The sequence below is a fragment of the Paraburkholderia sp. SIMBA_027 genome (genome assembly GCF_046535315.1).
Classification (GTDB): Bacteria; Pseudomonadota; Gammaproteobacteria; order Burkholderiales; family Burkholderiaceae; genus Paraburkholderia; species Paraburkholderia tropica.
In genome coordinates this window covers 237,577-262,067 of sequence record NZ_JAWRWY010000004.1, presented here as the reverse complement: position 1 = coordinate 262,067, position 24,491 = coordinate 237,577, and the positions used below count along the sequence as shown (strand labels likewise).

Genomic DNA, 24,491 nt, shown 5'->3' with positions numbered 1-24,491 from the left:
GCTCTTTCATCGGGATGACGCATGGAATTTTTCAACGACGCAACGTTAATGGCAGCAGGCCATGCGCTGTCGACGATACTGCAATTCAACCGACTGATCTTTCTCGTCTTTGGCGTGATGGTCGGCCTCGCGATTGGTTTGCTGCCCGGCATCGGCGGCTTGACGGGCTTTGCCTTGCTCGTGCCGTTCACGTACACGATGGACCCGTACGCCGCCTTCGCGATGCTGCTCGGTATGGCGTCGGTCATCACGACATCGGACGTAATCCCGGCCGTGCTGTTTGGCGTGCCGGGTCACGCGGCCTCGCAGGCAACGGTGCTCGACGGCCTGCCGATGACGAAACGCGGCGAAGCCTCGCGCGCGTTGAGTGCGTGCTATACGTCCTCGCTGCTTGGCGGTTTGATCGGAGCGCTCATGCTGGCGGTGTCGCTGCCGCTGGTGCGTCCGTTCGTGCTGTCGATCGGCACGCCGGAAATGTTGGGGCTGACGATCTTCGGCGTATCGATGGTCGCGGCGCTCTCGGGCAACGCGCCGTTGCGCGGCGTGGTGGCAGCATGCTTCGGCATTCTGGTCGGCATGATCGGCACGAATGTCGAAACGGGACAAATGCGCTGGACCGGCGGCATTCTGTATCTGCAAGATGGCATTCCGCTGGTGCCGATCATTCTCGGCATTTTCGCGCTGCCGGAATTGTGCGAACTCGCGATTCGACGCACGGCGATTGCGGAGAATGTGCAATTCAGCTCGCGCGAAGGCATGCGTCAGGGCGTGATCGACAGTCTGCGAAACTGGTTTCTGGTGCTGCGTTGCGGCGGTCTGGGCGCGCTGCTCGGCGTGGTGCCGGGCATTACCGGCGCGGTGACGGACTGGATTGCGTACGGCCATGCGCTGCAGACTTCGAAGAACGCGAAGCTGACCTTCACCACCGGCGACGTGCGTGGCGTGATCGCCCCCGAAGCGGCCAATAACGCGCGCGAAGGCGGCAGCCTCGTGCCGATGCTGTCGTTCGGCGTACCGGGCGGCGCGGCGCAGGCCATTCTGCTCGGCGCGATGATGGTGCACGGCTTCATTCCCGGCCCCGACATGCTGACCAAGCACCTCGAATTCACCTATTCGATGGTGTGGTCGATTGCGCTCGCGAATATCTTCGGCGCAGGACTGTGCTTTTTGCTTAGCGGCCAGTTCGCACGCATTTCGACGCTGCGCTACACGCTGATTCTGCCCGTCATCATGCCGATCATTTACGTCGGCGCGTTTCAGGGCTCGCGTAGCTGGGGCGATCTCTTCGTGCTGCTGATCGCGGGTGTGATCGGCTGGACGATGAAGCGCCTGAAGTGGGCGCGTCCGCCGGTGATTCTCGGCCTTGTGCTGGGCGTGCTGATGGAGCGCTATATGACCATCTCCTTCGTGCGCTACGGCACTGACTGGGTGACGCGACCAGTCGTGATGGTGCTGCTCGCGCTGGCCGCGCTGGTGTTCTTCCGGCCGCTATTCAACGCGCTGCGCAGCGGCGAACTCGCACGCATGCGCCCGAGCGGAAAGATCGCATTCAAGCTCGAGGATCTCGCTTACGTGTTCTTTATCGGCATTGGCGCGTACATGCTGGTGACGTCGCAAAGCTGGCTGCTGATGGCGCGTATCGGCCCGACGGTGATCGCGAGCATTCTCGTGATCGCGGGATCGACGAGCCTGCTTTACAAGGTCTTTTTCGTGCCGGCGAAGACGGGCGCGGCAGGCGCGGGCGGAGGCATTCACATGGATGTCTCGGGCGATCACGGCGAAAAATTGCCGAACAGTGTGACGCTGAGGCGCGCGGCGAAATTCTTCGGCTGGTTCGTGGCGTTTCTCGTGTGTATGTCGCTGATCGGCATGATTCCCACGGTGCCGATCGTGATCGTGGCGTATATGCGTCTCGAAGGACGCGAGTCGTGGAAGCTGAGTTTGATACTCGCAGCCTGCGTGACGGCGCTTATTTACGGCGTGTTCGATCAGATCATCCATATTCCCTGGCCGAGCAGCCTTTTCTGAATTCGCGCGCTCTTGGCAAGCGCGACGCATACTGCAAGGACATACCATGACGAAAAACCGACTCGAATGCATCGACCCGGAGCAGGCGTCGGACGAGCAGAGGAAAGTGATTGCGCGTCTGGGCGAAGGGCGCGGACGTATTCCCACGCCGTTCAACATCTGGCTGCATAACCCGAATCTCGCGGCGGGCATGGAGATTATCGGCACGCACGTCGACCGCTCGCCGGTGTTGAGCGAAGCGGAAAGCGAAGTGGCCATTCTCGCGACGGCGGTCTTCTGGAATTCGCCTTATGTGATTGCGAATCATCGGCGGCATGCGTTGAAATCGGGCGTGCCGGAAGCGGTGGTCAATGCGATCGTGGAGAAACGCCGTCCGAAAGTCGGTGAAGACCGCTTTGGACTCGTCTGCGACGCGGTGAGTGACATTCTTGCAGGCGCACAGATCGACGACGCGCGTTTTGCGCGCTACGACTCAGTGCTGGGCCGTGCCGTGATCGCAGAGCTGCTGGTGACGGTGGGCTATTTCACGTCGATTTCTCTGGGCATGACGCTGCACGCGCTCGAACCCAAGGAATGATTGATACGAAGGCCTGTGCAGCGGCGTGCAGAGATGACTGCGCCGCTGCCTGTGCATATTGCCCGCAAGCGATGGTGAAACCGCGGAGGACCGCTACGTGTCCGCACTCGACTGGTACCTGCAGATCAACCTGAAGGCGCGGCATCTGCGCCTGCTGGTGACGATCGACACTTACCGCAATCTGACTCAGGTGGCTGACGTTACGCACGTGACGGTGCCGGCTGTGTCGAAGTCTCTGGCCGAACTCGAACGCGGCATAGGATTGACGCTCTTCTCACGCACGGCGCAAGGGCTCGTGCCGACGCAATATGGCGATTGCCTGATTCGCCACGCGCGCGAAATGCTGACGATTCTGCATCAGGCGCGCGATGAATTGAAGGCGCTGAGTTCGGGAACCGAAGGGAAGATTCATATCGGCATGTTGCCGGCTTCGGCCTCGGTGTTATTGCCGCAGGCGCTCATTTTGTTGAAGCAGCGTTCGCCTGGCACGAATGTGATGGTGACGGAGGGCACGACGGCGTCGCTGCTGCCCGAGCTTTGGCAGGGACGACTCGATCTGGTGGTGGGGCGTTTGCCGCCGCCCGATACGCTTGGCAGTTTCGAAGAGAAGGAACTGATCGAGGAGCCGGTTACGTTGATGACCGGGCGGCATCATCCGCTTGCACGGCGCAAGACGGTGACGTGGGCCGATTTGCGGCCGTTTCCGTGGATATTGCCGCCGCTTGGGTCGATATTGCGGGATCCTTTGGAGCGGGCGCTCGAAGCGCATGATGTGCCGTTGACCAATAACTACATCGAGACGCTTTCAGTGCATGTGGCGCGGGCGCATTTGCAGATTTCCGACTTTATCGCGGTGATGGCCGGGACGCCGGCTGGGGATTCGGCGCAGCCTTTGCATACGTTGCCGTTGAGTTTGCCCAGGTTGTTGCGGCCCGCCGGGGTGTTGTGGAATCGGAATCGGGGGCTTACGCCTAGTGCGATGTTGATGGTGGATTGTTTGGGGGAGGTGGCTGAGAGGCTTAAGGGGGAGGGAATTCGGGTGCTTGCCAAGGCGCATGTGGGTGCCTGATTTTTTTTGGTTTTTGGTTGGTCTTTTGGTTGGTTGTTGAATCCTGTTTTCGTGGCGGTATGCACGCGTTGCCCCTGTGCGGGGCGGCACCTACTTTTCTTTGCAGCGGCAAAGAAAAGTAGGCAAAAGAAAGCCGCTCAAACCGCCAGTGTGACGCCGTTCACCCCGCACCTTCGCAGGTAGTGGTTCCGGAGCATCCGGCACCTCGCACCACTCAACTCAGTGACAAAGCCGTCATTCATCCGGAGGCGCTTCGCGCCCCGTCGGGCATAGAGCAAACCGAAGGTTTGCGAGTGCCCCGCGAAACTCCTTAGAACCTGTGGTTTCCCTCGTATACCCGGCCGTTGCGCGCTTGCGCGCAACGGGATGTGAGAGAGCCTTGTCACTTCGTGTGAGGGCGCGGGGTGACGGATGCTCCTGCACCACTCCGAGGGAGGGCGAGTGAAACACGGCGAAGCATTCGCGGTGTGAGCGGCTTTCTTTTGCCTACTTTTCTTTGCCGCTGCAAAGAAAAGTAGGTGCCGCCCCGCACAGGGGCAACGCCTGCATACCGCCACGAAAACAGGATTCAACGCAAAGCGCAAAAACCCCACCAAGAGCCAGCCCCAAAAAAAGCGCCCTATAACCAAACCCTCAACCCACCCCAAAAAAACCCAAAAAAGCCCCCCCAAAAACACCAGCCCAGCAGGGCCTTTACCAAACAGTTAACCCCCCCGCAGGTTAATTCAATAGACGTAACCGCCGCATAGCAAGATGATTCCACCAACGCAGGATCGCGCAAAAGGGGCAAGCGAACCAAACCAGCACGCGCAGCCCGACACCTAACTCCAACGGAGACTCAATTGACCAAGAAAGTCCACCTGACGCTCGCCATCGCCGACCACCCGCACACGGCTGCAATCCGCGACGGCTCGATCCCCATCGAAGGCGTCGACGCTGAGTTCATCACCGTCCAGCCGCAGATCGGCGCCTTCCGCCGCATGGTCCGCGACGTGGAATTCGATGTCTGCGAACTGGCACCCACCACCTACATCATCGCGCGCGCCTATGGCGCTCCCTTCGTCGCGCTGCCGATCTTCGTGGTGCGCCGCTTCCATCACGAGGGCCTGCTGGTGCGCCCTGACGCGGGCATCAAGACGCCGAAGGATCTCGAAGGCAAGAAGGTCGGCGTGCGCGCCTACTCGGTGACGACGGGCGTGTGGACGCGCCAGGTGCTGATCGACGAATTCGGCCTCGACACCTCGAAGGTCACCTGGGTCGTCGACGACGAAGAACACGTCACGCAACTGAAGCTGCCCTCGAACGTCATCCACACGCCGGCCGGCACCTCGCTCGCCGAGATGATGGCCAAGGGCGAACTCGTCGCAGGCTTCCACGGCAACGCAGGCATCGGCCGCACCGGCGACCCGACGGGCGGCTGGAAGGAAGTCGAAGCCGATTACCCGGATCTGCTGCCGAACGCCACCGAACTCGAAGCCGAATACTACGCACGCACGGGCGTCTATCCGATGCACGGCACGATCGTCGTGAAGGATTCGGTGCTCGCCGAACATCCGTGGGTCGCCAAGTCGATCTACGACGCTTTCGACAAGGCGAAGAAGGACTGGCTCGCGAAGCTCGACGCGGGTGAACTGAACGACAAGAAGAACAAGAAGTATCTGGAACTGCGCAAGATCGTCGGTCACGATCCGCTGCCGTACGGCATCGAGGAAAACCGCAAGACCATCGAGGCGCTCGAAGCCACGGCGTTCAAGCAGGGCCTCACGCCGCGCCGCATGGCCATGGACGAGCTGTTCGTCGATCCGCGCGTGTAAGCCTCGCGCCTGATGCTAGCTGAGTACGCGCTCCACGCGCGTACGCCCCAGATTTCCGGACGGAACCCAACATGATCATCGATTGCCACGGTCACTTCACGACCGTTCCCGCTTCGTTCCGCGACTGGCGCGCGAAGCAGATCGCCGCCGCCAACGACCCGGCCAACGCGCCGCCGCTTTCGGGCGCGCACGTGAGCGACGACGAAATCCGCGAAGGCGTCGGCAACGGCCAGTTGCGCCTGCAAAAAGAGCGCGGCGGCGACCTCACGCTGTTCTCGCCGATCGCCGGCCTGATGAGCCATCACCTCGGCAACGAGCGCACCAGCCTCGAATGGGCCGAAGTGTCGAACAACCTCGTGCGCCGCGTCTGCGATATCTATCCGGATAACTTCGTCCCGGTCTGCCAGCTGCCGCAATCGCCGCTCGCGCCGCCGAAGAACGCCGTCGCCGAACTGCGCCGCTGCGTCGAGGAAATGGGCTTTGTCGGCTGCAATCTGAATCCGGATCCGAGCGGCGGTTACTGGACCGGCAAGCCGATGACGGACCGCGAATGGTATCCGCTTTACGAAGCGCTCTGCGATCTCGACGTGCCCGCGATGATTCACGTGGCCGCGTCGTGCAACGCCTGCCATCACGGCACCGGCGCGCATTATCTGAACGCCGATACCTCGGTCTTCATGCAACTGCTGCAAGGCAACGTGTTCAAGGACTTCCCGACGCTGCGTCTCGTGATTCCGCACGGCGGCGGCGCGGTGCCGTATCACTGGGGCCGTTATCGCGGCATGTCGCTGGAAATGATGGATCGCCCGCTCGAAGGTCTGCTGAATAACATCTTCTTCGACACCTGCGTGTATCACCATCCGGGCGTTGAATTGCTCACCAAGGTCGTGCCGACGAGCAACGTGCTGTTCGGTTCGGAAATGATCGGCGCCGTGCGCGGCCGCGATCCGGATACCGGCGAGTATTTCGACGACACCAAGCGCTACGTCGACGCCTGCGACGCGCTGAGCGATGCCGACCGTCACGCGATTTTCGAAGGCAACGCGCGCCGTGTGTATCCGCGCCTCGATGCGCTTCTCAAGTCCCGCGGCCTGTAATCGCGCCCGCTGTTCGACGTCTAGCACGCACATCACGCACACCATGAACTACATCGATATTCATCCGCACATCATCTCCGACGATGAAAAGCGTTATCCGCCCGCGCCGCTGTTTGGCAAGCGCTCGGACTGGTCGCAGGAGCGTCCCAACACGGTCGAAGCGCTGATTCAGGCGATGGACGAAGCCGGCGTGGCGAAAGCCGCCGTCGTCCACTCGTCGACGACTTATGGCTTCGACAACAGCTATGTGGTCGACGGCTGCAACCAGTACAAGGACCGGCTCGTGGCCGTGGGTTCCGTCGACATGCTGGCCGACGACGTGCCCGCCGTCATCAAGGGTTGGGCCGATAAAGGCCTCGCCGGTCTGCGCATTTTCACGGGCGGCTCGACCAAGGATTTCGATCCGAGCGAACTCGATAATCCCAAGTCGTTCAAGGCGTGGGAAATGCTCGCGGAACTGAATCTGCCGATGTGCATCCAGACGGGCCCGATTGGCTTGCCCCAGGTGCGCATGCTGGCCGAAAAGTTTCCGACCGCGAAGATCATTCTCGACCATCTGGGCCGTCCCGACGTGCTCGACGGCGCACCGTACGCGAAAGCGGCGAGCCTCTTCGCCATCGCCGATCTGCCCAATATCTACATGAAGCTCACGCCGCGTATTTTCGGCGACGTGAAGAAGGAAAAGGCCAGCGCGGAGACGTTCTTCCCGCGCGTGGTCGAAGCGTTCGGCGCGCAGCGCATGGCGTGGGGTTCGAATTTCCCGACTTCGCCGGGCAAGCTCTCGGAGATTCTGGCGGATGCACAAGCCGGTCTCGCCTGCCTGAGCGACGACGATCGCGCCTGGATTTTCGGCAAGACGGCGCAAACGCTGTATCCGTCGCTCGCCTGAGCGCGGATTGCTCTGCACGCGGTACGCCGGACCAGTACAAAAGATCAGTATGCCAAACTAATTAGCAGGTGCGTGCGCCGTGACAGAAAGCGGCGCACGCGCAGCGAGACAGAGAGATTCCCATGTCCACGATTCGCCTGAACAGCATCATTCGCGCGCTCGAGTCGGGCAAGGCCGCGCACGCCGCCTTTTCCAAGCTCGACAAGCAGACCGCCATCGAGATGAGCGACGCGCCCTATGACGGCCTCGTCTTCGAAATGGAGCACAACCCGTACGACGTTAGCGCGCTGGGCGATGCATTCCAGTACCTGCTCAACCGCAAGCAGATTGCCGAGTCGGGCTCGGTGGCCACCAAGGTCACGCCGATCGCGCGCATTCCGGCGAATGGCGTCGAAATGAACCAGAGCTTCGCCAAGCAGGTGCTCGATCGCGGCGCCTATGGCGTGATCTGGCCGCACGTCGCGACCGTCGAGCAAGCTTATAACGCGGTGGCGTCGTGCCGCTATGCGCGTCCGAAGCATGCGCCGCTGTACGAGCCGAAGGGCGTGCGCGGCGACGGTCCGGCCAACGCGGCGCGCTACTGGGGTCTGTCGATGCAGGAATACTACGAGAAGGCCGACGTCTGGCCGCTCGCGCCGCACGGTGAAATTCTCGTCGGTCTGATGTGCGAAAGCACGCAGGCGATCGAGAATCTCGACGACATCCTCGCCAACGTGCCGGGCATCGGTTTCATTCTGATCGGCGAGGGCGATCTGTCCCAGGAGCTGGGCCTGCCGCGTCAGTATGAGCATCCTGAAGTGCTCGACGCGATGCGCCAGATCGTCGAGACCTGCAAGAAGCGCAACGTGATCGTTGGCCATCCGCACGTGACGGCGAAGAACCATCGCCGCCTCGCTGAAGAAGGTTATCGTTTCCTGATGTCCGCGCCGCAACGCACGTATGGCGTGGTCGGTCTCGCACGCGAGATGGCGGGCTACTGATGAACGGCGCCGAAAGTCTCGTCGCGACCCTGGTCGAGCAGGACGTCGACATCTGCTTCGCGAATCCCGGCACCTCGGAGATGCACTTTCTCGCGGCGCTGGGCGGCAACCCCGGCATGCGCAGCGTGCTGTGCCTGTTTGAAGGCGTCGCCACGGGCGCCGCCGACGGCTGGTATCGCATGAAGGACAAGCCGGCGTCGACGCTGCTGCATCTCGGACCGGGCCTCGCGAACGGCCTCGCGAACATTCACAACGCGAAGCGCGCGTCGTCGGGCATGGTCAACGTGGTGGGCGAGCATTCGGCGTCGCATCTGAAATACGATCCGCCGCTGACCTCCGATATCGAAGGTCTCGCGCGCCCGTTGAGCCATTGGGTTCGGCGCGCGGAGTCGGCGGACAGCATCGCGTGGGATACGGCTCAGGCGGTGGCGAAGGCCAGCGAGCATCCGGGCCAGATCGCCACGCTGATTCTGCCCGGCGATACGTCGTGGCAGCGCACCGAAGCCGAACGCGTGTTGCCGACGCCCGTCGTGAGCCGCCGCAAGACGCCGAACGCCGCGCGCGTCGAACACGTGGCGCGCGTGCTGCGCTCGGGCGAGCCGACGCTCATCATCCTCGCGAACAAGGCCACGCGCGGCGTGGCGCTCGAACGCGCGGGTCAGGTGGCCGCCGCGACCGGCGCGCTGCTCGGCTCGCAGTTCTTCACGGCGCGCATCGAGCGCGGCGCGGGCCGTGTGCCCATCGCGCGCATTCCGTATGCGGTGCCGCTGGCGCAGGCGTTCCTGAAGGACTTCAAGCACATCGTGACGGTGGAGACGAGCGAGCCGGTGGCGTTCTTTGCTTACCCGGACAAGCCGAGTCTCTTGAAAGCCGAAGGCACGCTGGTGCATCCGCTCGTCGAAGAAGACGAGGACAGCGAACTCGCTTTCGACATGCTGTTGCAGGCACTGGGCGCAACAGATACGGCGCCGCGTCTGCAGGCGCGTATCGAAACGCCGGTGCCGACCGGCGCGCTCAATCCGGTCAGCATTGCGCACGCGATGGCGGCAGCGCTGCCCGAGCATTGCATCGTCGTCGACGAGTCGCTCACGACGGGCCGCGAATCGATGAACCTGACGATGGGCGCGCGTCCGCACGACCTCATCAACAACATGGGCGGCTCGATCGGCTACTCGACACCGGTTGCCACGGGCGCGGCGCTCGCGTGCCCGGACCGGCGCGTGTTCTGCATGGTCGGCGACGGCAGCGCGATGTACACGATCCAGTCGCTGTGGACGCAGGCGCGCGAAGGGCTGAACGTCACGACCATCATCTTTGCCAATAACAGCTACGCGATCCTCAAGGCCGAGTACGCGAACATGGGCGCGGGCACGCCGGGCGAGCGCGCGCTGTCGATGATCGACATCGACAATCCGCGCATCGACTGGCTGGCGATGGCAAAGAGCATGGGCGTGCCGGGCGTCGCCGTGGAAACGGCGGAAGACTTCTACAAAGCGATGACCGATTCGACGCGCGAGCCGGGTCCGCGCCTCATCGAAGTCCGGCTGTAAATCGAATCCGGATATCAAGCGATACCAACACCAGGAGAGACATTCATGACAACGACGTTCACGGGCGTGCCGACGCTGCGCACCAATCTGTCCGAATACGCGGTGACGAAAGCGATGCGCGACGGACGCGTGCGCTCCGATCTCGTGACGCTGGATTTTTGCGGCCCCACGCCCGCGCACAACGGCTTCAAGGCGATGGTGCGTGAAAGCAAGTTCGACGCGGGCGAACTCGCCATCGTGACCTTCCTGCAGGCGAAGTCGTACGGCAAGCCGTACGTGCTGCTGCCCGCGCCAATCTCGGGCCGTTTCCAGCATCATTGCGCGGGCTATAACCTCGATTTCGGCCACCTCGATCCGAAAGATATCGAAGGCAAGAAGGTCGGCGTGCGCACCTACACGCAAACCACGGCGCTGTGGATTCGCGGTATTCTGCGTCACGAATATGGCGTCGATCTCGACAAGGTTACGTGGATGACGCTGGGCGACGGTCATCTCGCCGAGTACAGCGATCCGTCGAATTGCGAGCGCCTGCCTGCGGGTTCGTCGATTCCGGAAATGATGCTCAAGGGCGAACTGGCGGCCGCGCTGCTCGGCGAAGACATGCCGAAGGACGAGCGCGTGCGTACGCTGGTGCCGGACGCGCACGCGGCGGCGAAGGACTGGTTCGCACGCACGGGCGTGGTGCCGATCAATCACATGTTCGCGGTGCACACGGATCTGACGAAGGCGCGCCCCGATATCGTGCGCGAGATCTATCGCATGATTGCGGAAAGCCGTTCGCTCGCCGAAGGCGTACCGGCGATCTTCCCGCCGATCGGGCTGGAGGAAAACCGCAAGGGCCTGCAGCTCGCCATCGACTGGGCGCTCGATCAGAAGATCATTCCGCGCCGCCTCTCCGTCGACGAACTGTTCGACGACGTGACGGGCAGCCTGGGCTGAACGCACGCCGCCATGGCGTGACATGGCAAGCCAATAAAAAGCCGGAGACAGAAGGTGGAGATCACACAACGACAGCCATCGCGCGACGCGAACCGCTGGGGCATTCTCGTGCTGCTTGCAATCGGGCTGATGATCTCCTTCGTCGACCGCACGAGCATGTCCGCCGCGCTCGCCGACCGCCACTTCGTGCACGAGTTCGCGCTCACGCACATCGAGCGCGGTTGGCTCGGCTCGGCGATGTTCTGGTCCTATGGGCTCATGCAGATGCCGATGGGCTGGATTGTCGACCGCTATGGCGTGAAGTGGCCGTACAGCGTGTGCTTTCTGCTCTGGTGTCTCGCGGCGGCGGCGACCGGCGTCGTGGGTACGCTCTCGGGGCTGATTCTGGTGCGTTTGCTGATTGGCGTGGCCGAAGCGGTGGTGGTGCCCGCCACTTACCGCTATCTCGCCGATAATTTCGACGAAGCGCACAAAGGCACGGCGCTCGGCATTTATTCGATTGGCGGCAAGATGGGTCCGGCGCTCGGCGCGCCGATTGCGGCCTGGTTGATCGCCGCGAGTTCGTGGAAGACGATGTTCGTCGTGACCGGACTCGCGGGTTTGCTGTGGCTGGTGCCGTGGCAATGGCTGCTCAAGAACGACTTTCCTTCGCGTGCGGAACTCTCGGCCGCGCGCCAGCGTGCGGCTTCCGTGCCGTTGCGCAATCTGCTGGCGAGCCCGGTGGTGTGGGGCGGGCTCGTCACCAACTTCTGCTACAGCTATTTCGTGTTTTATTGCATGACGTGGATGCCCGCTTATCTCGTCGAGCAGCGCGGGCTTTCACTTCGGCAATCGGGCGTTTATACGTTTTTCAGCTTCGCGGGCATTGCCATCGTGGCCGCGTTGGCGGGCTGGGCCGCAGACCGTTTGATCGCGCGCGGTCACGACGCCGTGGTCGTGCGCAAGTCGTTTATCGTCGCAGGATTTATCAGCGGGACAACGGTGTTGATGGGCGCGTATGCACACACGGCGCAAGAAGCGTTGTTCTGGAATATCGCGTCGCTGTCGCTGCTGGGTCTCGTCACCGCGAATAATCTCGCGCTGGTGAAACTCACGCTCATTCCGAAACAGGCCGTGGGTTTGAATACCGGCTTGCAACAGGTGGCGACCAGTCTCGCGGGCGGCGTGTCGGCGAGTCTTTCCGGCTGGCTGCTGCACGTGGGGCGCAGCTATACGTTGCCGATGTCGGCGATCTTCGTGTTTCTGCTGCTCGGCGCGACCAGCACCGTGGTGTTGCTGCGCAGAAAGTGGGCGCCGAAAGTCAACGAGGGCGAACCTGTCGCCGCTGAACGCGATGCGCATTCGTATCGCGCGGGGTCGTAATTGCTGTAATCGCCGCAATTGCGCGGCGTGATTTGAATTTCATCCCAGCCAACATTTCCAACATTCGCATCGTTATTTTCACCACGCAAGGCTGGATGCCGTCATGAGTCGATTAAAAGAACCCGCCGTGGCGGCGCTCGAAACGCGCCCCGGTTTGGCGCCCTTGTTGCGCCACGCGCCGCTCACGCGTTTTCTGAGCGCGCGCGTCGGCTCCATTGCGGCACAGCAGATGCTCATGCTGGCGATCAGCTGGCATATGTACGAGCTGACGTCGAGCGCCTGGTATCTCGGTCTGGTTGGCCTGTTCCAGTTTATTCCCGGGCTCGCCACGACGCTGCCCGCGGGACATTGTGCGGACCGTCTGCATCGCGGCCGGATCGTCGCCGTGTGTCTCGGCGTTCAGGCCGCCATCGCGGCGCTGCTCGCGGCCGCCACCATGACGAACGCGGTTTCGCGGGAGCTGCTGCTGGGCCTTTCGCTGGTGCTCGGCGCGATTCGTCCGTTTCAGATGTCGGGTCAACAGGCGCTGCTGCCGATGCTGGTGCCGCAAGGTCTGCTGGCGCGCTCGATGGCGCTCAGCACGTCCGTTCAGCAGGTGTGCGTGATTGCGGGCCCGGCGCTCGGCGGCTTGCTGTTTGCGACCGGCATCAACGCGCTGTATCTCACGTGCACCGTGTTGTTCTGCGTGAGCGCTGTGTTGTATGCGCTGATTCGCTACGACCACGTGCCGCCGCCGCGCGAACCGGTGACGGCAGAAACGGTGCTGGCCGGTTTGCGCTTTGTCTGGAGCAATCCGCTGCTGCTCGGCGGGATTTCGCTCGATCTGTTCGGCGTGCTGTTTGGCGGCGCGACCGCGCTATTGCCTGTCTACGCAAAAGAGATTCTGCACGTTGGTCCCGAAGGGCTGGGGCTGCTGCGTTCCGCGCCCGCCGTGGGCGCGCTGTGCGTGGGATTGTGGTTGTCGCGGCACGCGATCCGCAGCGGCGTGGGCAAGAAGCTGCTGATCGCGGTGGCCGTGTATGGCGCGGCGATTGTCGCGTTCGGCGTTTCGCGATCGTTTTTGCTCTCGCTGATGCTACTGGCGATTTCGGGCGGCGCGGACACGATCAGCGTGATCGTGCGCCAGACGCTGGTGCAGATCGAAACGCCGGACCGCATGCGTGGTCGCGTCTCGGCGGTGAACACGTTGTTTATCGGCGCAAGCAATCAACTCGGCGAATTCGAATCGGGCGTGACGGCCGCCGCGATGGGCGCAGTGGGCGCGGTCGTGCTGGGCGGTTTCGCAACGATACTCGTGAGCGCTGCGTGGAGTCAGTTGTTCAAACCGCTGGCACGGCGCGAAACGCTGCATTGATCAGATTCAGGCTTAACGTTCCGGTTAAGGCTGCAGCGTTTAACTTCAATAGACAGCGCGCGCGCGTGGACCGAAGATAAGCGCACCGTTTGCAATTCCCAATCGGGAATCGCCGGATCGGGGCGTGGGTGTTGGCGCACGAAAGCATGGGCAGTAGAGCTTCATAAAGACGCCAACACGTTCGCGAAGCAGGGAGACGCTTATGAGCGGTGAACGAAAGTCACTTCGCGCGCTCGTCAACGACTGGCTCGGTCATAGCGGACATTTTCGCGTGACGCGGCCTGGCCGCACGAAAAAGATGCCGTGGCGCGTGGTTAAAGTGGAAGTGGCCCGCGCGTCGGGCACGTTCGAGATTGTCTTTTTTCGTCACGACGACGGCTCGTGGTGTGTGTATCCGCCGACTCCGCCGCTGTTCGCGCGCCCCGCAGTGAACTGGCTTTGCCATCAGCCATGAACAGGACGTTTCAGGAAACCAATATGACTCTCAGTGGCGACATGCTGATCGGTTTCGCATCGGTGCGCGGCACCGAAGGCGAGCAGCGCGCATTCAATCCCGCGAGCAATACGGAAATCGCGGAGCCGGTATTCGGCATGGGCGGCGGCGCCGAAGTGGATCGCGCGGCTTCGCTCGCATCCGAAGCCTTCGATGTGTATCGCAACGTATCGCTCGAAAAGCGCGCGGCGTTTCTCGAAGCCATCGCCGAGAATATTCTCGAACTCGGCGATGCATTGATCGAACGCGCGCACGCGGAAACCGGCTTGCCGATTGCGCGTCTGCAAGGCGAGCGCGGGCGCACGGTCGGGCAATTGCGTCTCTTTGCGAAAGTCGTGCGCGACGGTCATTTTCTCGGCGCGACGATCGACCGTGCGCAACCGGAGCGTCAGCCCTTGCCGCGTTCGGATCTGCGTCTCGCGAAAGTCCCCTTGGGACCGGTGGCGGTATTCGGCGCGAGCAATTTCCCGCTCGCCTTTTCGGTTGCCGGCGGCGATACGGCTTCCGCGCTGGCCGCCGGTGCGCCCGTTATCGTGAAGGCACATAGCGCGCATCTGGGCACGTCGGAGCTTGTCGGTCGCGCGATTCAGCAGGCCGTGAAAACGCAGGGCTTGCCCGAGGGCACGTTCTCGCTGCTGTTCGGCGCGGGCCGCAAGCTGGGCGAAGCGCTCGTCTCGCATCCGGCGATCAAGGCCGTGGGCTTCACGGGTTCGCGCCAGGGTGGTCTCGCGCTGGTGCGTCTCGCCAATGCGCGCCCCGAGCCGATTCCCGTCTACGCGGAAATGAGCAGCATTAATCCGGTGTTTCTGTTTCCGGCCGCACTGGCGAGTCGCGCTGAAACCATCGGCAAGGCTTTCGCCGATTCGCTGACGCTCGGCGCCGGTCAATTCTGCACGAATCCGGGGCTCGTGCTCGCTGTCGATGGGCCGGACCTCGAACGCTTCATCGCATCGGCGAGCGAAGCGTTGGCCAGCAAACCCGCGCAAACGATGCTCACGCCCGGCATCTTCGATGCGTATTGCTCGGGCACGCAAAGCGCGGGCGCGGTTCAGGGCGTGCAGAAGGTCGCCGAAGGCGAAGCGGCAGGCGAGCGCGCCAACGCCGCGCAGGCTGCGCTTTACGTGACGGATGCGGCGCGCCTGCTCGACTCGCCGGAACTGGAATCGGAAATGTTCGGTCCCGCTTCGGTGGTCGTGCGCGCGAGAGATTTTAACGAGCTGCTGGAAATCGCCGAGCATGTGGAAGGTCAATTGACCGTCACCTTGCAGATCGACGCCGCTGATTACCCCGCTGCGAAGCGTCTGCTGCCGGTGCTCGAACGCAAGGCGGGCCGCATTCTCGCGAATGGCTTCCCGACCGGTGTCGAGGTCTGTCACGCGATGGTGCACGGCGGTCCGCATCCTTCCACGTCGAACGCGATGTACACCTCGGTGGGCGCGACCGCCATCGATCGCTTCCTGCGTCCGGTTTGTTATCAGGATCTGCCGGAACTGTTGTTGCCGGAGGCGTTGCATGACGCCAATCCGCTGGGCGTGTGGCGTATTGTCGATGGGGAACCGGGCGCTTCGCTTTAAGCGCTGGTGCGAGCAGTTCAGTAAAACGAGGCGAAATTCCTGCGGGATTTTGCCTTGTTCGCATGCGTTGAAATGTCGAGTGTGTCGGTAAACTAAAATAATAATTTAGGTGTTTACCCTGATGTTTTGGTTTGCTAGACTGTGTTTGTTCGGAATGCTGATTAAACGGCAATACTCATAACACACGTAAGGCGGACCAAAATGAACATGCTCAATCGAGTCGTTGTCGCTGCATTGATTCTCGCTGCGCCGGTCGCGTCGTTCGCGCAGCAAAGCCAGCAACCGCTCACGCGCGCAGAAGTCCGCGCCAGTCTCATTCAGGCGGAGAAGGGCGGTTATGGTCCGCTCGACTGGACCGATTATCCGAACGGTGAAATGCAGGCGGCGCAAACGCCTGCGGTCGATACATCGGGTTACGGTACGGTGGCGCGTGGCTCGTCGCAATCGGGCGACGCAAGCCAATAAAATCGCGGCAAGCGTACCGGCTGCGTGATGCAGGCCGATACGCTTCACAGGTTTAGAACTTGTGCGTCAGCCCGATAATGATGCCTCTGGCTGTTGCACCCGGTGTCACTTCTATGCCCGAATATTCCGTGCCGTTGAGCGTATAGGCCGCCTGATTCCGGTTGTCGATCAAACCGGCCGCCATATAGATCAGCGAGGACTTCGAGAGGAAGTATTCATACGACAGGCCAACCTGCTGTGCGTTGTTGCCGTTGCCGGTGCGGTCGTGCAAATACCCGTACATCACGGCAATCTCGTTGGCGGGATTGAAGAGATAAGAAGCCGAGACCGAATAGGTTGCTTCATTCTGGCTGTGATCCGACTGCGTTTCCGTGTGGTAGACGAAGTAGAAACGCGCCGCGTCCACCTTGAGTGAAGTCGCCGCCGTAAAGACTTTCTGAACCGACGTGCCGGCCGCATTGTCCTGCTGGTCATAGCCGGCCGCAATATGCCACGGCCCGTGGATGTACTTCACTACGGCGTTATACGACTGCAGGCCATTCGAGGGCTTGGTGGTGGAGTCGCGCATCGACACGAGAATCTGCGCGGTTAATCCGTGCCAGTTTGGCGTGAAGTAAGAGATGGCGTTGCTGGCGCGCACGGACACATCGTCGAAATCGTTGAGCGGCGAGGCAATCGATTTCGCTGCCAGCGGATCGAGTTCGCCGTCGAGATAGAGATATTGCGGCTTCTTCTGGCGTCCAAATCTGAATTCGCCAAAGTCGCCCGACAAGCCGACCCACGCGAGACGATTAAAGGCATCGGCCGAATTCTGCGCCTCGCCATTGACGGCCGAGAAACCCTGCTCCAGCTGGAAATTGACGTGCATGCCGCCGCCAATATCTTCGTGTCCGTAGAGTCCGTAGACCGTGGCGAATAAACCGCCTGACGAAGCGCGAATCACATGATTCGCGCCACCGTTCTGATACTCGATGCCGTTATCGACTATGCCGTAGAGTGTGATGGAAGATTGCGCCTGAGCGGTTTGAACGGCGCACGACGAGATAAGCGCGGACGCTGCGAGAAGGGTCCTTTTCATTTGTCTCCAGATTTTCTGTTAATCGATCCGGGGAACGCGGTATGTAGGTTTTGGAATCGCGTTACCGAATGTTTTGACTGCTATCTGGATAGTAAAAAAATAAAAAGGACGCGTCCTTGTAGTAAATGCGCTTTCTCTGGCATTTTTCGATGCGATTGATGCATCGAGGAAAGGTGCAGAAAGTCAGCGTGCCGCGCTATTTCACAAAAGTAATGCTGGTAGGCGCGGGAATCGGGATCGATTGCTCGCTATCGGCCAGCGTGCCGGTTGTGCGATCGATGTGAAACAGGCTCACGTTGCCACTACGCTGATTCGCCACAAACAGCCATTTGCCCGATGGGTCGATGGCGAATCCCCACGGTTTGTCGCCGCCCGACGGCACGCGTTGCAGTTCGCTCAGCTGGCCGCTGGTGTTATCCACGCGATACACAACGAGGGCATTCTCGCCGCGGTCTTCGACATAAATAAAACGTCCGTCGCGGCTCATGGCCATTTCCGCGCCGCTCTTCACGCCATTGAATCCTGCCTGACTGATGGGCAGCGTTTGCACCGACGTGAGTTGCGCGGTGGCGGCGTCCCAGCGCAATACCAGCAACTCCGCGCTGAGTTCGGTGAGCACGTAGGCGTACTGTCCGGTCGCCCCGAACACGACGCGGCGCGGTCCGCTTCCCGGCGGCAAGGCGAAGGCGCGCGGCGTGGCGGCGTCGAGTTGTGTCAGCGTGTGCGTGGCTCGATCGAAGCCGTAGATGAAGACGCGGTCGGCGCCCAGATCGGGCACGAGCGCATAGTGCCCCGAAGGATCGATGGTCACGCCATGCGCGTGCGCATCGGTCTGGCGTGGGCTCGGGCCGGAACCTTTCTCCGCAATCGTCGATTCGAGCGTGCCCACGCTGCCGTCGCGATTCACCGCGAGGCTCGATACGGAGCCGCTGTTGTAGTTCGCGCCGAGCAGCGTGGACGACGGCGCGTCGAATTGCAGGAAGGTGGTGCCACGACCGCCGGTGAGTACGTCGTTGATGCGCGTGAGCGATCCGTTGTCCTGGTTCACTGCGTACGCCGTCACGCTGCCTTCCTTGTCGCGGTCGTCGTTCACCGCGTAGAGCACGGGCAATTGCGGATGAGACGCCACCCACGTCGACTTCAATCCTTGTGCGACGGTGCCGACGTCGTTGATGTTGCCGGTGGACGTGTTGAAGTGCAGAGCGTTGATCTGCTGATGCAGCGTGCCCACGTAGACGAATTCCGTATCGGACTCCGCCGCCGCGCTGGCTACGGCGCAGACAGAGAGTGCAGCGAATGCGGTTGCGACGAGTGCGGCCACGGCTGTGCGCCGCATCCGTGTGGCGGGCGTGACGAGTTGCGCCATATTCGGTTGACCTGGTTGAAAAGGGGAGAATTGTTGAAGCGTATTCGCTGAGCAAGGACGGGTCCCTGCACAAAATCCGGATTCGCCAGCACTTTTCAATCGAACCAGGGAAGATACCGGGACGAGCATCGAAACGCCGCGCACGCAGTCGGTAATGCTTGCGCGCGCACCGTTTCGATCGGTCAGTGCGGGAATCCGCGTGGGATTTTTGCGTGGCCTTATCGCCGCGCTTCGCTGCGGAACTGGCTCGGCGCCTGGCCGACTTCTCGGCGAAAGAAGCGCGTAAAGTATGCGGCGTCGGCGAAACCCAGCATGAAAGCAATCTGTTCCACTGACATATCGCCGAAGATGAGTTCGCGTTTCGCTTCGGTAATAATGCGCGCGTGAATCATTTTGGTGGGGCTTTTCTCGGCGGCGGATGCGCAGGCGGCTCGCAATTGCACGAGCGAGACGGCGAGCATCGACGCATATTGCTGCAACGGAAGATTGTCGCGATAGTGCTCGTCGATCAGTTTGCGAAAGCGCTCCACGAGACGCACGTCATTGCGCGGCACGGCTTCGCTGACGGCTTGATCGAGACGCGCTTCGCGCACCAATGTGAGGAGCAGCATCGTCAGCAGGGCTTCGGTGCCGGCGACCTGTCCCACTGAATCCGATTCCACCTCCTGTTTCAGGCGCTGAATCAGGCTGTAGATTTCGCCGGCGGCTTCGGCGTGATAGGCGAATGGCACCATGCGCGGCGCGGACCACAACGCCACGAATTCGCGCAGCCGCGCATTCACCTGCGTGAGGTAGGACACTTCGATCGTGACGACCCAGCGGTCCACATCGATTTCGTAGTCGAGACCGTGAATGCACTCGGTGGGCACCAGCAGCGCACACGGGCCTTCGAACGGCACGCTGCGTCCTTCGAGATTCATCACGCCGCGGCCGTTGCGCACGAAAATCAGTTGCCCGTAGGCCGGATGCGCGTGCGGCGCGGTGCGCCAGCGTCCGCGCTCGGTCACGTGGCCAACGTGCACGAACCAGTTTTCTTCCTCGGCGGGTTCGACGTAAAGCCGAACTTTGGGAACCGCGCTCAGGCGGTTTGTGCCGACGGGTCGGTTCGTGGGCTTGATGAGGGTTGCGCCGTGGGCCATGAAGTCTCCTGGACGACCGTTCGTGCGGCCGCCATTTCAATGGTGATGCGCCGGAACGCTGTACCGTCTGGGCGGGGTCCGCGTGCGACTTGCTCGATGTGCTCCCTGCAAAAAGGGACCGTGAAACTCGTCCTATTCTTTCACAGGCCGTCCTTGTCGGCCACTTGCGATATACCCCGAGACCGGCGCCAGGAACTTTCCGGCGCCGGCTCGATTCGTTCGTCAGAACGTGTGGACCATGCCGAGAATGACGCCGCGCGTATTCGAACCCGGCGCCACGGTCGGGCCGGCGTAAGCCGTGCCATTGAGCGTGAACGCCGCCTGATTGCGGTTATTGATAAACGCGGCCGATGCATAGAGCGTCGTGCGCTTCGACAGATAGTGCTCGTACGTCATGCCGATCTGCTGCGCATTATTGCCCTTGCCGGTGCGATCGTGCAGATAACCGTACATCAGCGCGAGTTGATCGGCGGGGCCGAAACTCCACGAACCCGACCCTTCATAGACGTCGCGCTTGATGCTGTTGTCGGTTTGTTTTTCGGTGTGATACGCGAGATAGAAGCGCGCCGGACCGACGCCCACCGATGCGCCCGCGTTGAACACTTTCAGCGCGGATGTGCCGGTGGCGTTGTCCGCCTGCTCGTAGCCCGCCGCCACGCGGAACGGCCCGTTCTCATAACGCGCGGCGGCGTTGTAGAACTGCAGGCCGTTGCTCGGCTTGGTGGTGGAATCACGCATCGCGACCATGAATTGCGCGCTCAGTCCATAGACCGTTGGCGTGAAGTAGGAGATCGCATTGTTGACGCGAATGGTCAGCGAATTGAAGTTGAGCATCGGCGAGCCCATGCTCATCACGGCGACCGGATCGAGTTCGCGATTCAGAAAAATGTATTGCGGCGTGTTTTGCAGGCCGAATCGCACTTCACCGAACGCGCCCGACAGACCGACCCACGCCTGACGATTGAAGGCTTCCGCAGCATTGGCCGCCGCGCCGGTCATGGCCGAGAAGCCTTGTTCGAGCTGGAAGTTGACGTGCAGACCGCCGCCGATATCCTCGCTGCCTTTCAGGCCGTAGCGGCTCGCGAACAGACCGCCCGAGGTGGCGCGCACCACCGAACCGTTGCCGCCATTCTGATACTCGATGCCATTGTCGATCACGCCATAAAGCGTGACGGACGATTGCGCATGGGCTGTCTGAAACAGGCACGCCGACGCCAGGCCGGATGCCACGACTAGCATTCGCTTCATTCTTGTCTCCACGTTGATTTTATTTATTGCGCTGCAGGGCCAGAATGGCCGCTGATGATCTTCTCGATGAATTCCTGTTTCAGTAATTTGGATGACTAATTAATGGCGTTATGAGGGTCGCGCTGAATAGTGCGGCCCTCGACGGAGAACGAGTGGGAAAGGTGCTTCAGTAGCTGGCCATTTCGCGCGCGGCGCCCACGACGCCGTAGGTGCGCGAGGGCGCCGACATCAGGAAGCGATATCCTTCCTGAATGAGTCGCTGATGATTCTTCGCCGTAACGTGCGGGTGCCCGACTACGACGTTGTGCTTTTTGCAGGTCTCGACGATCTTGCGCATTGCGTCGAGCACTTCCGGATGTTCGTATTGACGCGGAAAACCCAGTTCCTGGCTCAAGTCGCCTTCGCCAATCAGAATCAGGCCGATGCCGGGCACGTTCGAGAGGATGTCGTCGAGGTTCTCGATCGCCTGCGTGCTTTCGCACATCAGGCCAACGAGAATTTCACCGTGCGGCGCGAGCGGCCAGACGTCGGCCTTCTCATAGTATTGCGGCATCGACAGGCCCCAATAACGCGAAGCATTGGCCGGTCCGTCGCCGCGCACGCCCTTCGGTTCATAGATCGGCGCATGCTTCGGACGCGCATAGCGGCACGACGCCACCGCGTTATACGCCTGTTCGACCGTGGCCACGTGCGGCCAGATCACGCCGTACGCGCCGCGATCGAGCACCTGCTTGGCGAAGCTCTGGTTCATCTCCGCGCCGTTCGCCGGAATGCGCGCGATGGGCGTCACGCGCGGCGCGACCGAGCCGGATTCGGCAATCTGCTTGCGGCTCAGCATGTATTGCAGCGCGTCGCCGAATGCCGAAACGTCGTACGGGTTGTGCTCCATTTCGAACACGACGCCGTCGTAGGGCGCATCGCTCATCTCGATGGCGCTCTGCTTGTCGAGCTTCGAGAATGCGGCGAACGCGGCCTTGCCGGATTCGAGCGTGCGGATAATGCCGTTGATGCGGGTATCGCTCATCGTGTTGCCTCTTTGCTGGCGAATGATGCGTTATTCTTCGGCTTTCCAATACATGAAGCCCATGCCTTCGCCGGTGCCGGCGGGCGTGCGCCAGCACGGGACGTAATCGACGAGCGTCATTTCCGCGCCGGTTTCTTCGAGCGCTTTCATCACGCTCACATAGAGCTTGATTTCCGAGGTGCCGGACTGATACGAGCGATCATCCACGGCGGCGAGGCCTTCGTAGTCGTAATTCGCCAGCATCTTCATGATGCGATGATCGAACTCTTCATCGTTGACGAAATGCGAGAGGCCGCCCGAGGCGAAGATGCCCACGCGCACATCGGCGGGCCACGCCGCGATCGCTTCGCGCAACACGCGGCCGAATTCGATGCAACGCGACATCGAGGGCTGCGTCGGCGGATAGAAGCAGTTCATGATGATCGGCACATGCGGCGGCGGATTGTCGTCCATGATCTGGTGATAGACGAAGCTGTACGCGTGCGGCGCAACCGGGTACTCGGGCAACGGCTTCATCCAGACGTTGTCGGGCCACGCGAACAGGTCGGTGAGATCGAAGCCTTCCGCCTGGAAGCGGTTGATCAGATACGTGGCCAGTTCCGGATGGCACGCGTGCGTGACATGCCGGTCGGGCGCGTAGACGGAGCGCTGCGGCGGGCCGTTGTGAACTTCGGCACCGCTATAGATCGCGATGGAAGGGGAGAAGTCGGTGAAGATTTCCTTCTGGTCCTTGCCGAGAATAATCGCCACGTCGATCTTCGCTTCGCGATACGCAGCGGCCATCTTGTCGAGCGCCACGCGGCAGCGCGCCGCGCGCGCGGTGCGTTCTTCCAGCGTGAGGAACGGCGCGAATGCCGCTTCGCGATGGGCTTCCAGTTCGGGATAGGTCCACGTCCGGTTGCGGAACCACAGTTCCGGATTATTGCGGTCGCGCTCGCCGTTCTTGAGCCAGTCTTCCGGCGCCTGGCCAAGCATGCCGCTATGCGGTACGGCCATCCCGAATACGATTTTCGCCATATGAGTTGTTTCCAGTGTTCAATCAGTCGACACGGTCAGGGCCGTGGTCAAAACGTGGGAGGCAGCAAGTGCTGCGGTATTGATTCGGAGTCCGTTGCTTATGCTTCGCGTAATTCGGGTTGCGGCGCGTTCGCTTTCGGCGCCCAGTCGGGGCGATAGAGAATCGCAGTGGCGGCCGCGCCGACGAGCAGGAACACGAAGATCACCATCATCGGCAGGTCGTAGCTCTTGCTGATGTGCAGCAGCCAGCCGGACAGACTCGCGGCCACGCCGCCCGCGAAGCTCGTTGCGACCTGCTGCACGCCGGTCACGAGGCCGACCGTCTGCTTCGGAATCAACGTGAGGCGCGAGAGCACGAGGTTGTTGGCGGTCGTCAAACCGAGCAACGAAAGCGAGAGCACGTTCCAGAACAGCGCGGCTTCGAGCGAGTGGGCATAGGCGCCCAGCAGCACCGTGCAGCCGCCCACGAAGCCCGCGATGATGAACGCCTTGCGCACCGCGATGGCATTGGCGCCGCGTGCGATGATGCGGTCGGCCGCCCAGCCCGCGATCGCCGCGACAATGGCAATGCCCGCGAAGCTGAAGAAGGTGAAGATGCCCGAGCGTCCAATCGACAGACCGCGTTGCTCGACGAGATACGCGGGCATCCACGTCATGCAGAAAAACGTGAAATAGCCGTAGCAGAAGTTGGTGATCATGCCGCCCCAGACCACCGGGCTCGACAGAATGCTCGCGAGGCTCACCGTGCGCGCGCTGCGGTCGGCCTTGCGCAAGGTTTCGCGCGAGGGCAGGTCGTTGCGCACCATCAGCAGCCAGGGCACGAGCCAGAGCAGGCCGACGAGACCCGTGGCAACGAACATCGCCTTCCACGAGTAGTTGACGATGAACCACGCGGCCACCGGCGCGCCGATCGCGGGGCCGAATTTATTGCCCATTGCGAGAATGCCGACGGCGAGACCGCTCTGGCTTTCGTGGAAGTTATTGCGGATCCAGCGATAGCTTGCCGGGATCACAATCGCTTCGGCGATGCCGACGAGCAGGCGCATGACGACGAGGCCGGCCAGCGTGGTCACCGCGCCCATCAATGCGGTGGCGGCGCACCAGAGCGCGAAGCAGACCGCGTACGGCCATTTCACGCCGTAACGGTCGGCGACCCAGCCCATCGGCACCTGAAACAGGCCGTACGACCAGAAGAACGCGGAATTGATCCAGCCGCGGTCGACGTTGCTGAGCGCGAAGTGACGGATAAAGGTGCTATCCGCCAACACGCTGGAAATACTGGTGCGATCGATAAACGACGTCAATACGCCGATCGCGAGCAGGGCGAGTACGGCCCAGTTGCCCACGATGCCCGATCGTTCGGTTTTGCTCGTCTCCATGTGCTTTCTTCTTGCCTCGGTTATTGCCAGGTTGATGCTGATTTATTGC

At 61.7% G+C, this 24,491-nt stretch carries 21 protein-coding genes; 14 read left to right on the top strand and 7 right to left on the bottom strand.

Annotated elements, in window-relative coordinates; translation table 11 throughout:
• The first annotated feature begins 48 nt into the window (after positions 1 to 48).
• The 14 genes from SB764_RS09220 to SB764_RS09155 all read left to right on the top strand — a co-directional run bounded on the left by SB764_RS09220 (position 49) and on the right by SB764_RS09155 (position 16,191).
• A complete protein-coding gene (locus SB764_RS09220) occupies positions 49 to 2,028 on the top strand; it encodes a tripartite tricarboxylate transporter permease (protein WP_410863317.1) in 1,980 nt (659 codons plus the stop codon).
• Positions 2,029 to 2,074: 46 nt separating this feature from the next.
• A complete protein-coding gene (locus SB764_RS09215; RefSeq protein WP_110328720.1) occupies positions 2,075 to 2,605 on the top strand; it encodes a carboxymuconolactone decarboxylase in 531 nt (176 codons plus the stop codon).
• A gap of 97 nt (positions 2,606 to 2,702) precedes the next feature.
• On the top strand, positions 2,703 to 3,674 hold the full coding sequence (locus tag SB764_RS09210) for a LysR substrate-binding domain-containing protein (protein WP_065058880.1): 972 nt from the start codon (positions 2,703 to 2,705) through the stop codon (positions 3,672 to 3,674).
• Positions 3,675 to 4,516: 842 nt separating this feature from the next.
• A complete protein-coding gene (locus SB764_RS09205; RefSeq protein ID WP_065058852.1) occupies positions 4,517 to 5,488 on the top strand; it encodes an ABC transporter substrate-binding protein in 972 nt (323 codons plus the stop codon).
• Positions 5,489 to 5,559: 71 nt separating this feature from the next.
• Entirely contained in the window at positions 5,560 to 6,585 is a 1,026-nt protein-coding gene (locus SB764_RS09200; RefSeq protein ID WP_410863314.1) for an amidohydrolase family protein, read from the top strand.
• 43 nt (positions 6,586 to 6,628) lie between these two features.
• On the top strand, positions 6,629 to 7,474 hold the full coding sequence (locus tag SB764_RS09195; protein WP_065060445.1) for an amidohydrolase family protein: 846 nt from the start codon (positions 6,629 to 6,631) through the stop codon (positions 7,472 to 7,474).
• Between the two features lie 122 nt (positions 7,475 to 7,596).
• The gene (locus SB764_RS09190; RefSeq protein ID WP_065060446.1) at positions 7,597 to 8,454 is read left to right on the top strand and encodes an HpcH/HpaI aldolase family protein; all 858 of its coding nucleotides are present in this window, start codon (positions 7,597 to 7,599) and stop codon (positions 8,452 to 8,454) included.
• Positions 8,454 to 10,004, top strand: coding sequence for an acetolactate synthase large subunit (locus tag SB764_RS09185; RefSeq protein WP_065060447.1), 1,551 nt, complete (start codon positions 8,454 to 8,456; stop codon positions 10,002 to 10,004). The genes SB764_RS09190 and SB764_RS09185 overlap by 1 nt, the downstream gene beginning before the upstream one ends.
• Positions 10,005 to 10,049: 45 nt before the next feature.
• A complete protein-coding gene (locus tag SB764_RS09180) occupies positions 10,050 to 10,943 on the top strand; it encodes a phosphate ABC transporter substrate-binding protein (RefSeq protein WP_065060448.1) in 894 nt (297 codons plus the stop codon).
• 54 nt (positions 10,944 to 10,997) lie between these two features.
• Positions 10,998 to 12,305 (top strand): MFS transporter, encoded by a 1,308-nt coding sequence (locus SB764_RS09175; RefSeq protein WP_410863312.1) that lies wholly within the window; start codon positions 10,998 to 11,000, stop codon positions 12,303 to 12,305.
• A 103-nt stretch (positions 12,306 to 12,408) separates the two neighbouring features.
• Positions 12,409 to 13,659 (top strand): MFS transporter, encoded by a 1,251-nt coding sequence (locus tag SB764_RS09170; RefSeq protein WP_410863310.1) that lies wholly within the window; start codon positions 12,409 to 12,411, stop codon positions 13,657 to 13,659.
• A gap of 202 nt (positions 13,660 to 13,861) precedes the next feature.
• Complete coding sequence (locus tag SB764_RS09165; protein ID WP_065060450.1) at positions 13,862 to 14,113, top strand: hypothetical protein; 252 nt, start codon at positions 13,862 to 13,864, stop codon at positions 14,111 to 14,113.
• Positions 14,114 to 14,136: 23 nt separating this feature from the next.
• Entirely contained in the window at positions 14,137 to 15,726 is a 1,590-nt protein-coding gene (locus SB764_RS09160) for an aldehyde dehydrogenase (NADP(+)) (RefSeq protein ID WP_183716746.1), read from the top strand.
• Positions 15,727 to 15,927: 201 nt separating this feature from the next.
• Complete coding sequence (locus SB764_RS09155; RefSeq protein ID WP_074986052.1) at positions 15,928 to 16,191, top strand: DUF4148 domain-containing protein; 264 nt, start codon at positions 15,928 to 15,930, stop codon at positions 16,189 to 16,191.
• Positions 16,192 to 16,243: 52 nt separating this feature from the next.
• Here SB764_RS09155 and SB764_RS09150 read toward each other — a convergent pair whose 3' ends face one another.
• From SB764_RS09150 to SB764_RS09120, 7 genes are all read right to left on the bottom strand, one after another.
• A complete protein-coding gene (locus SB764_RS09150; RefSeq protein WP_343666874.1) occupies positions 16,244 to 17,269 on the bottom strand; it encodes a porin in 1,026 nt (341 codons plus the stop codon).
• Between the two features lie 196 nt (positions 17,270 to 17,465).
• A complete protein-coding gene (locus tag SB764_RS09145) occupies positions 17,466 to 18,590 on the bottom strand; it encodes a lactonase family protein (RefSeq protein WP_410863307.1) in 1,125 nt (374 codons plus the stop codon).
• Between the two features lie 263 nt (positions 18,591 to 18,853).
• Positions 18,854 to 19,774 carry a helix-turn-helix domain-containing protein gene (locus SB764_RS09140; protein WP_065060454.1) on the bottom strand — a complete coding sequence of 307 codons (921 nt, stop codon included), beginning with the start codon at positions 19,772 to 19,774 and terminating at the stop codon, positions 18,854 to 18,856.
• A gap of 222 nt (positions 19,775 to 19,996) precedes the next feature.
• Positions 19,997 to 21,022: a porin gene (locus SB764_RS09135; RefSeq protein ID WP_110328703.1), complete on the bottom strand. Its 1,026-nt coding sequence runs from the start codon at positions 21,020 to 21,022 to the stop codon at positions 19,997 to 19,999.
• 166 nt (positions 21,023 to 21,188) lie between these two features.
• Complete coding sequence (locus tag SB764_RS09130) at positions 21,189 to 22,046, bottom strand: HpcH/HpaI aldolase family protein (protein ID WP_321870677.1); 858 nt, start codon at positions 22,044 to 22,046, stop codon at positions 21,189 to 21,191.
• Between the two features lie 30 nt (positions 22,047 to 22,076).
• Positions 22,077 to 23,063 (bottom strand): protocatechuate 3,4-dioxygenase, encoded by a 987-nt coding sequence (locus SB764_RS09125; protein WP_065060457.1) that lies wholly within the window; start codon positions 23,061 to 23,063, stop codon positions 22,077 to 22,079.
• Positions 23,064 to 23,161: 98 nt separating this feature from the next.
• On the bottom strand, positions 23,162 to 24,442 hold the full coding sequence (locus SB764_RS09120; protein ID WP_321892887.1) for an MFS transporter: 1,281 nt from the start codon (positions 24,440 to 24,442) through the stop codon (positions 23,162 to 23,164).
• Positions 24,443 to 24,491 lie beyond the last annotated feature (49 nt).

What these genes read in the sequence shown, in the direction of transcription:
- SB764_RS09220 (WP_410863317.1), top strand. Translation starts at nt 49, where the DNA reads ATGGCAGCAGGCCATGCGCTGTCGACGATACTGCAATTCAACCGACTG.
- SB764_RS09215 (WP_110328720.1), top strand. Translation starts at nt 2,075, where the DNA reads ATGACGAAAAACCGACTCGAATGCATCGACCCGGAGCAGGCGTCGGAC.
- SB764_RS09200 (WP_410863314.1), top strand. Translation starts at nt 5,560, where the DNA reads ATGATCATCGATTGCCACGGTCACTTCACGACCGTTCCCGCTTCGTTC.
- SB764_RS09195 (WP_065060445.1), top strand. Translation starts at nt 6,629, where the DNA reads ATGAACTACATCGATATTCATCCGCACATCATCTCCGACGATGAAAAG.
- SB764_RS09190 (WP_065060446.1), top strand. Translation starts at nt 7,597, where the DNA reads ATGTCCACGATTCGCCTGAACAGCATCATTCGCGCGCTCGAGTCGGGC.
- SB764_RS09185 (WP_065060447.1), top strand. Translation starts at nt 8,454, where the DNA reads ATGAACGGCGCCGAAAGTCTCGTCGCGACCCTGGTCGAGCAGGACGTC.
- SB764_RS09180 (WP_065060448.1), top strand. Translation starts at nt 10,050, where the DNA reads ATGACAACGACGTTCACGGGCGTGCCGACGCTGCGCACCAATCTGTCC.
- SB764_RS09170 (WP_410863310.1), top strand. Translation starts at nt 12,409, where the DNA reads ATGAGTCGATTAAAAGAACCCGCCGTGGCGGCGCTCGAAACGCGCCCC.
- SB764_RS09165 (WP_065060450.1), top strand. Translation starts at nt 13,862, where the DNA reads ATGAGCGGTGAACGAAAGTCACTTCGCGCGCTCGTCAACGACTGGCTC.
- SB764_RS09160 (WP_183716746.1), top strand. Translation starts at nt 14,137, where the DNA reads ATGACTCTCAGTGGCGACATGCTGATCGGTTTCGCATCGGTGCGCGGC.
- SB764_RS09155 (WP_074986052.1), top strand. Translation starts at nt 15,928, where the DNA reads ATGAACATGCTCAATCGAGTCGTTGTCGCTGCATTGATTCTCGCTGCG.
- SB764_RS09150 (WP_343666874.1), bottom strand. Translation starts at nt 17,269, where the DNA reads ATGAAAAGGACCCTTCTCGCAGCGTCCGCGCTTATCTCGTCGTGCGCC.
- SB764_RS09140 (WP_065060454.1), bottom strand. Translation starts at nt 19,774, where the DNA reads ATGGCCCACGGCGCAACCCTCATCAAGCCCACGAACCGACCCGTCGGC.
- SB764_RS09135 (WP_110328703.1), bottom strand. Translation starts at nt 21,022, where the DNA reads ATGAAGCGAATGCTAGTCGTGGCATCCGGCCTGGCGTCGGCGTGCCTG.
- SB764_RS09130 (WP_321870677.1), bottom strand. Translation starts at nt 22,046, where the DNA reads ATGAGCGATACCCGCATCAACGGCATTATCCGCACGCTCGAATCCGGC.
- SB764_RS09125 (WP_065060457.1), bottom strand. Translation starts at nt 23,063, where the DNA reads ATGGCGAAAATCGTATTCGGGATGGCCGTACCGCATAGCGGCATGCTT.
- SB764_RS09120 (WP_321892887.1), bottom strand. Translation starts at nt 24,442, where the DNA reads ATGGAGACGAGCAAAACCGAACGATCGGGCATCGTGGGCAACTGGGCC.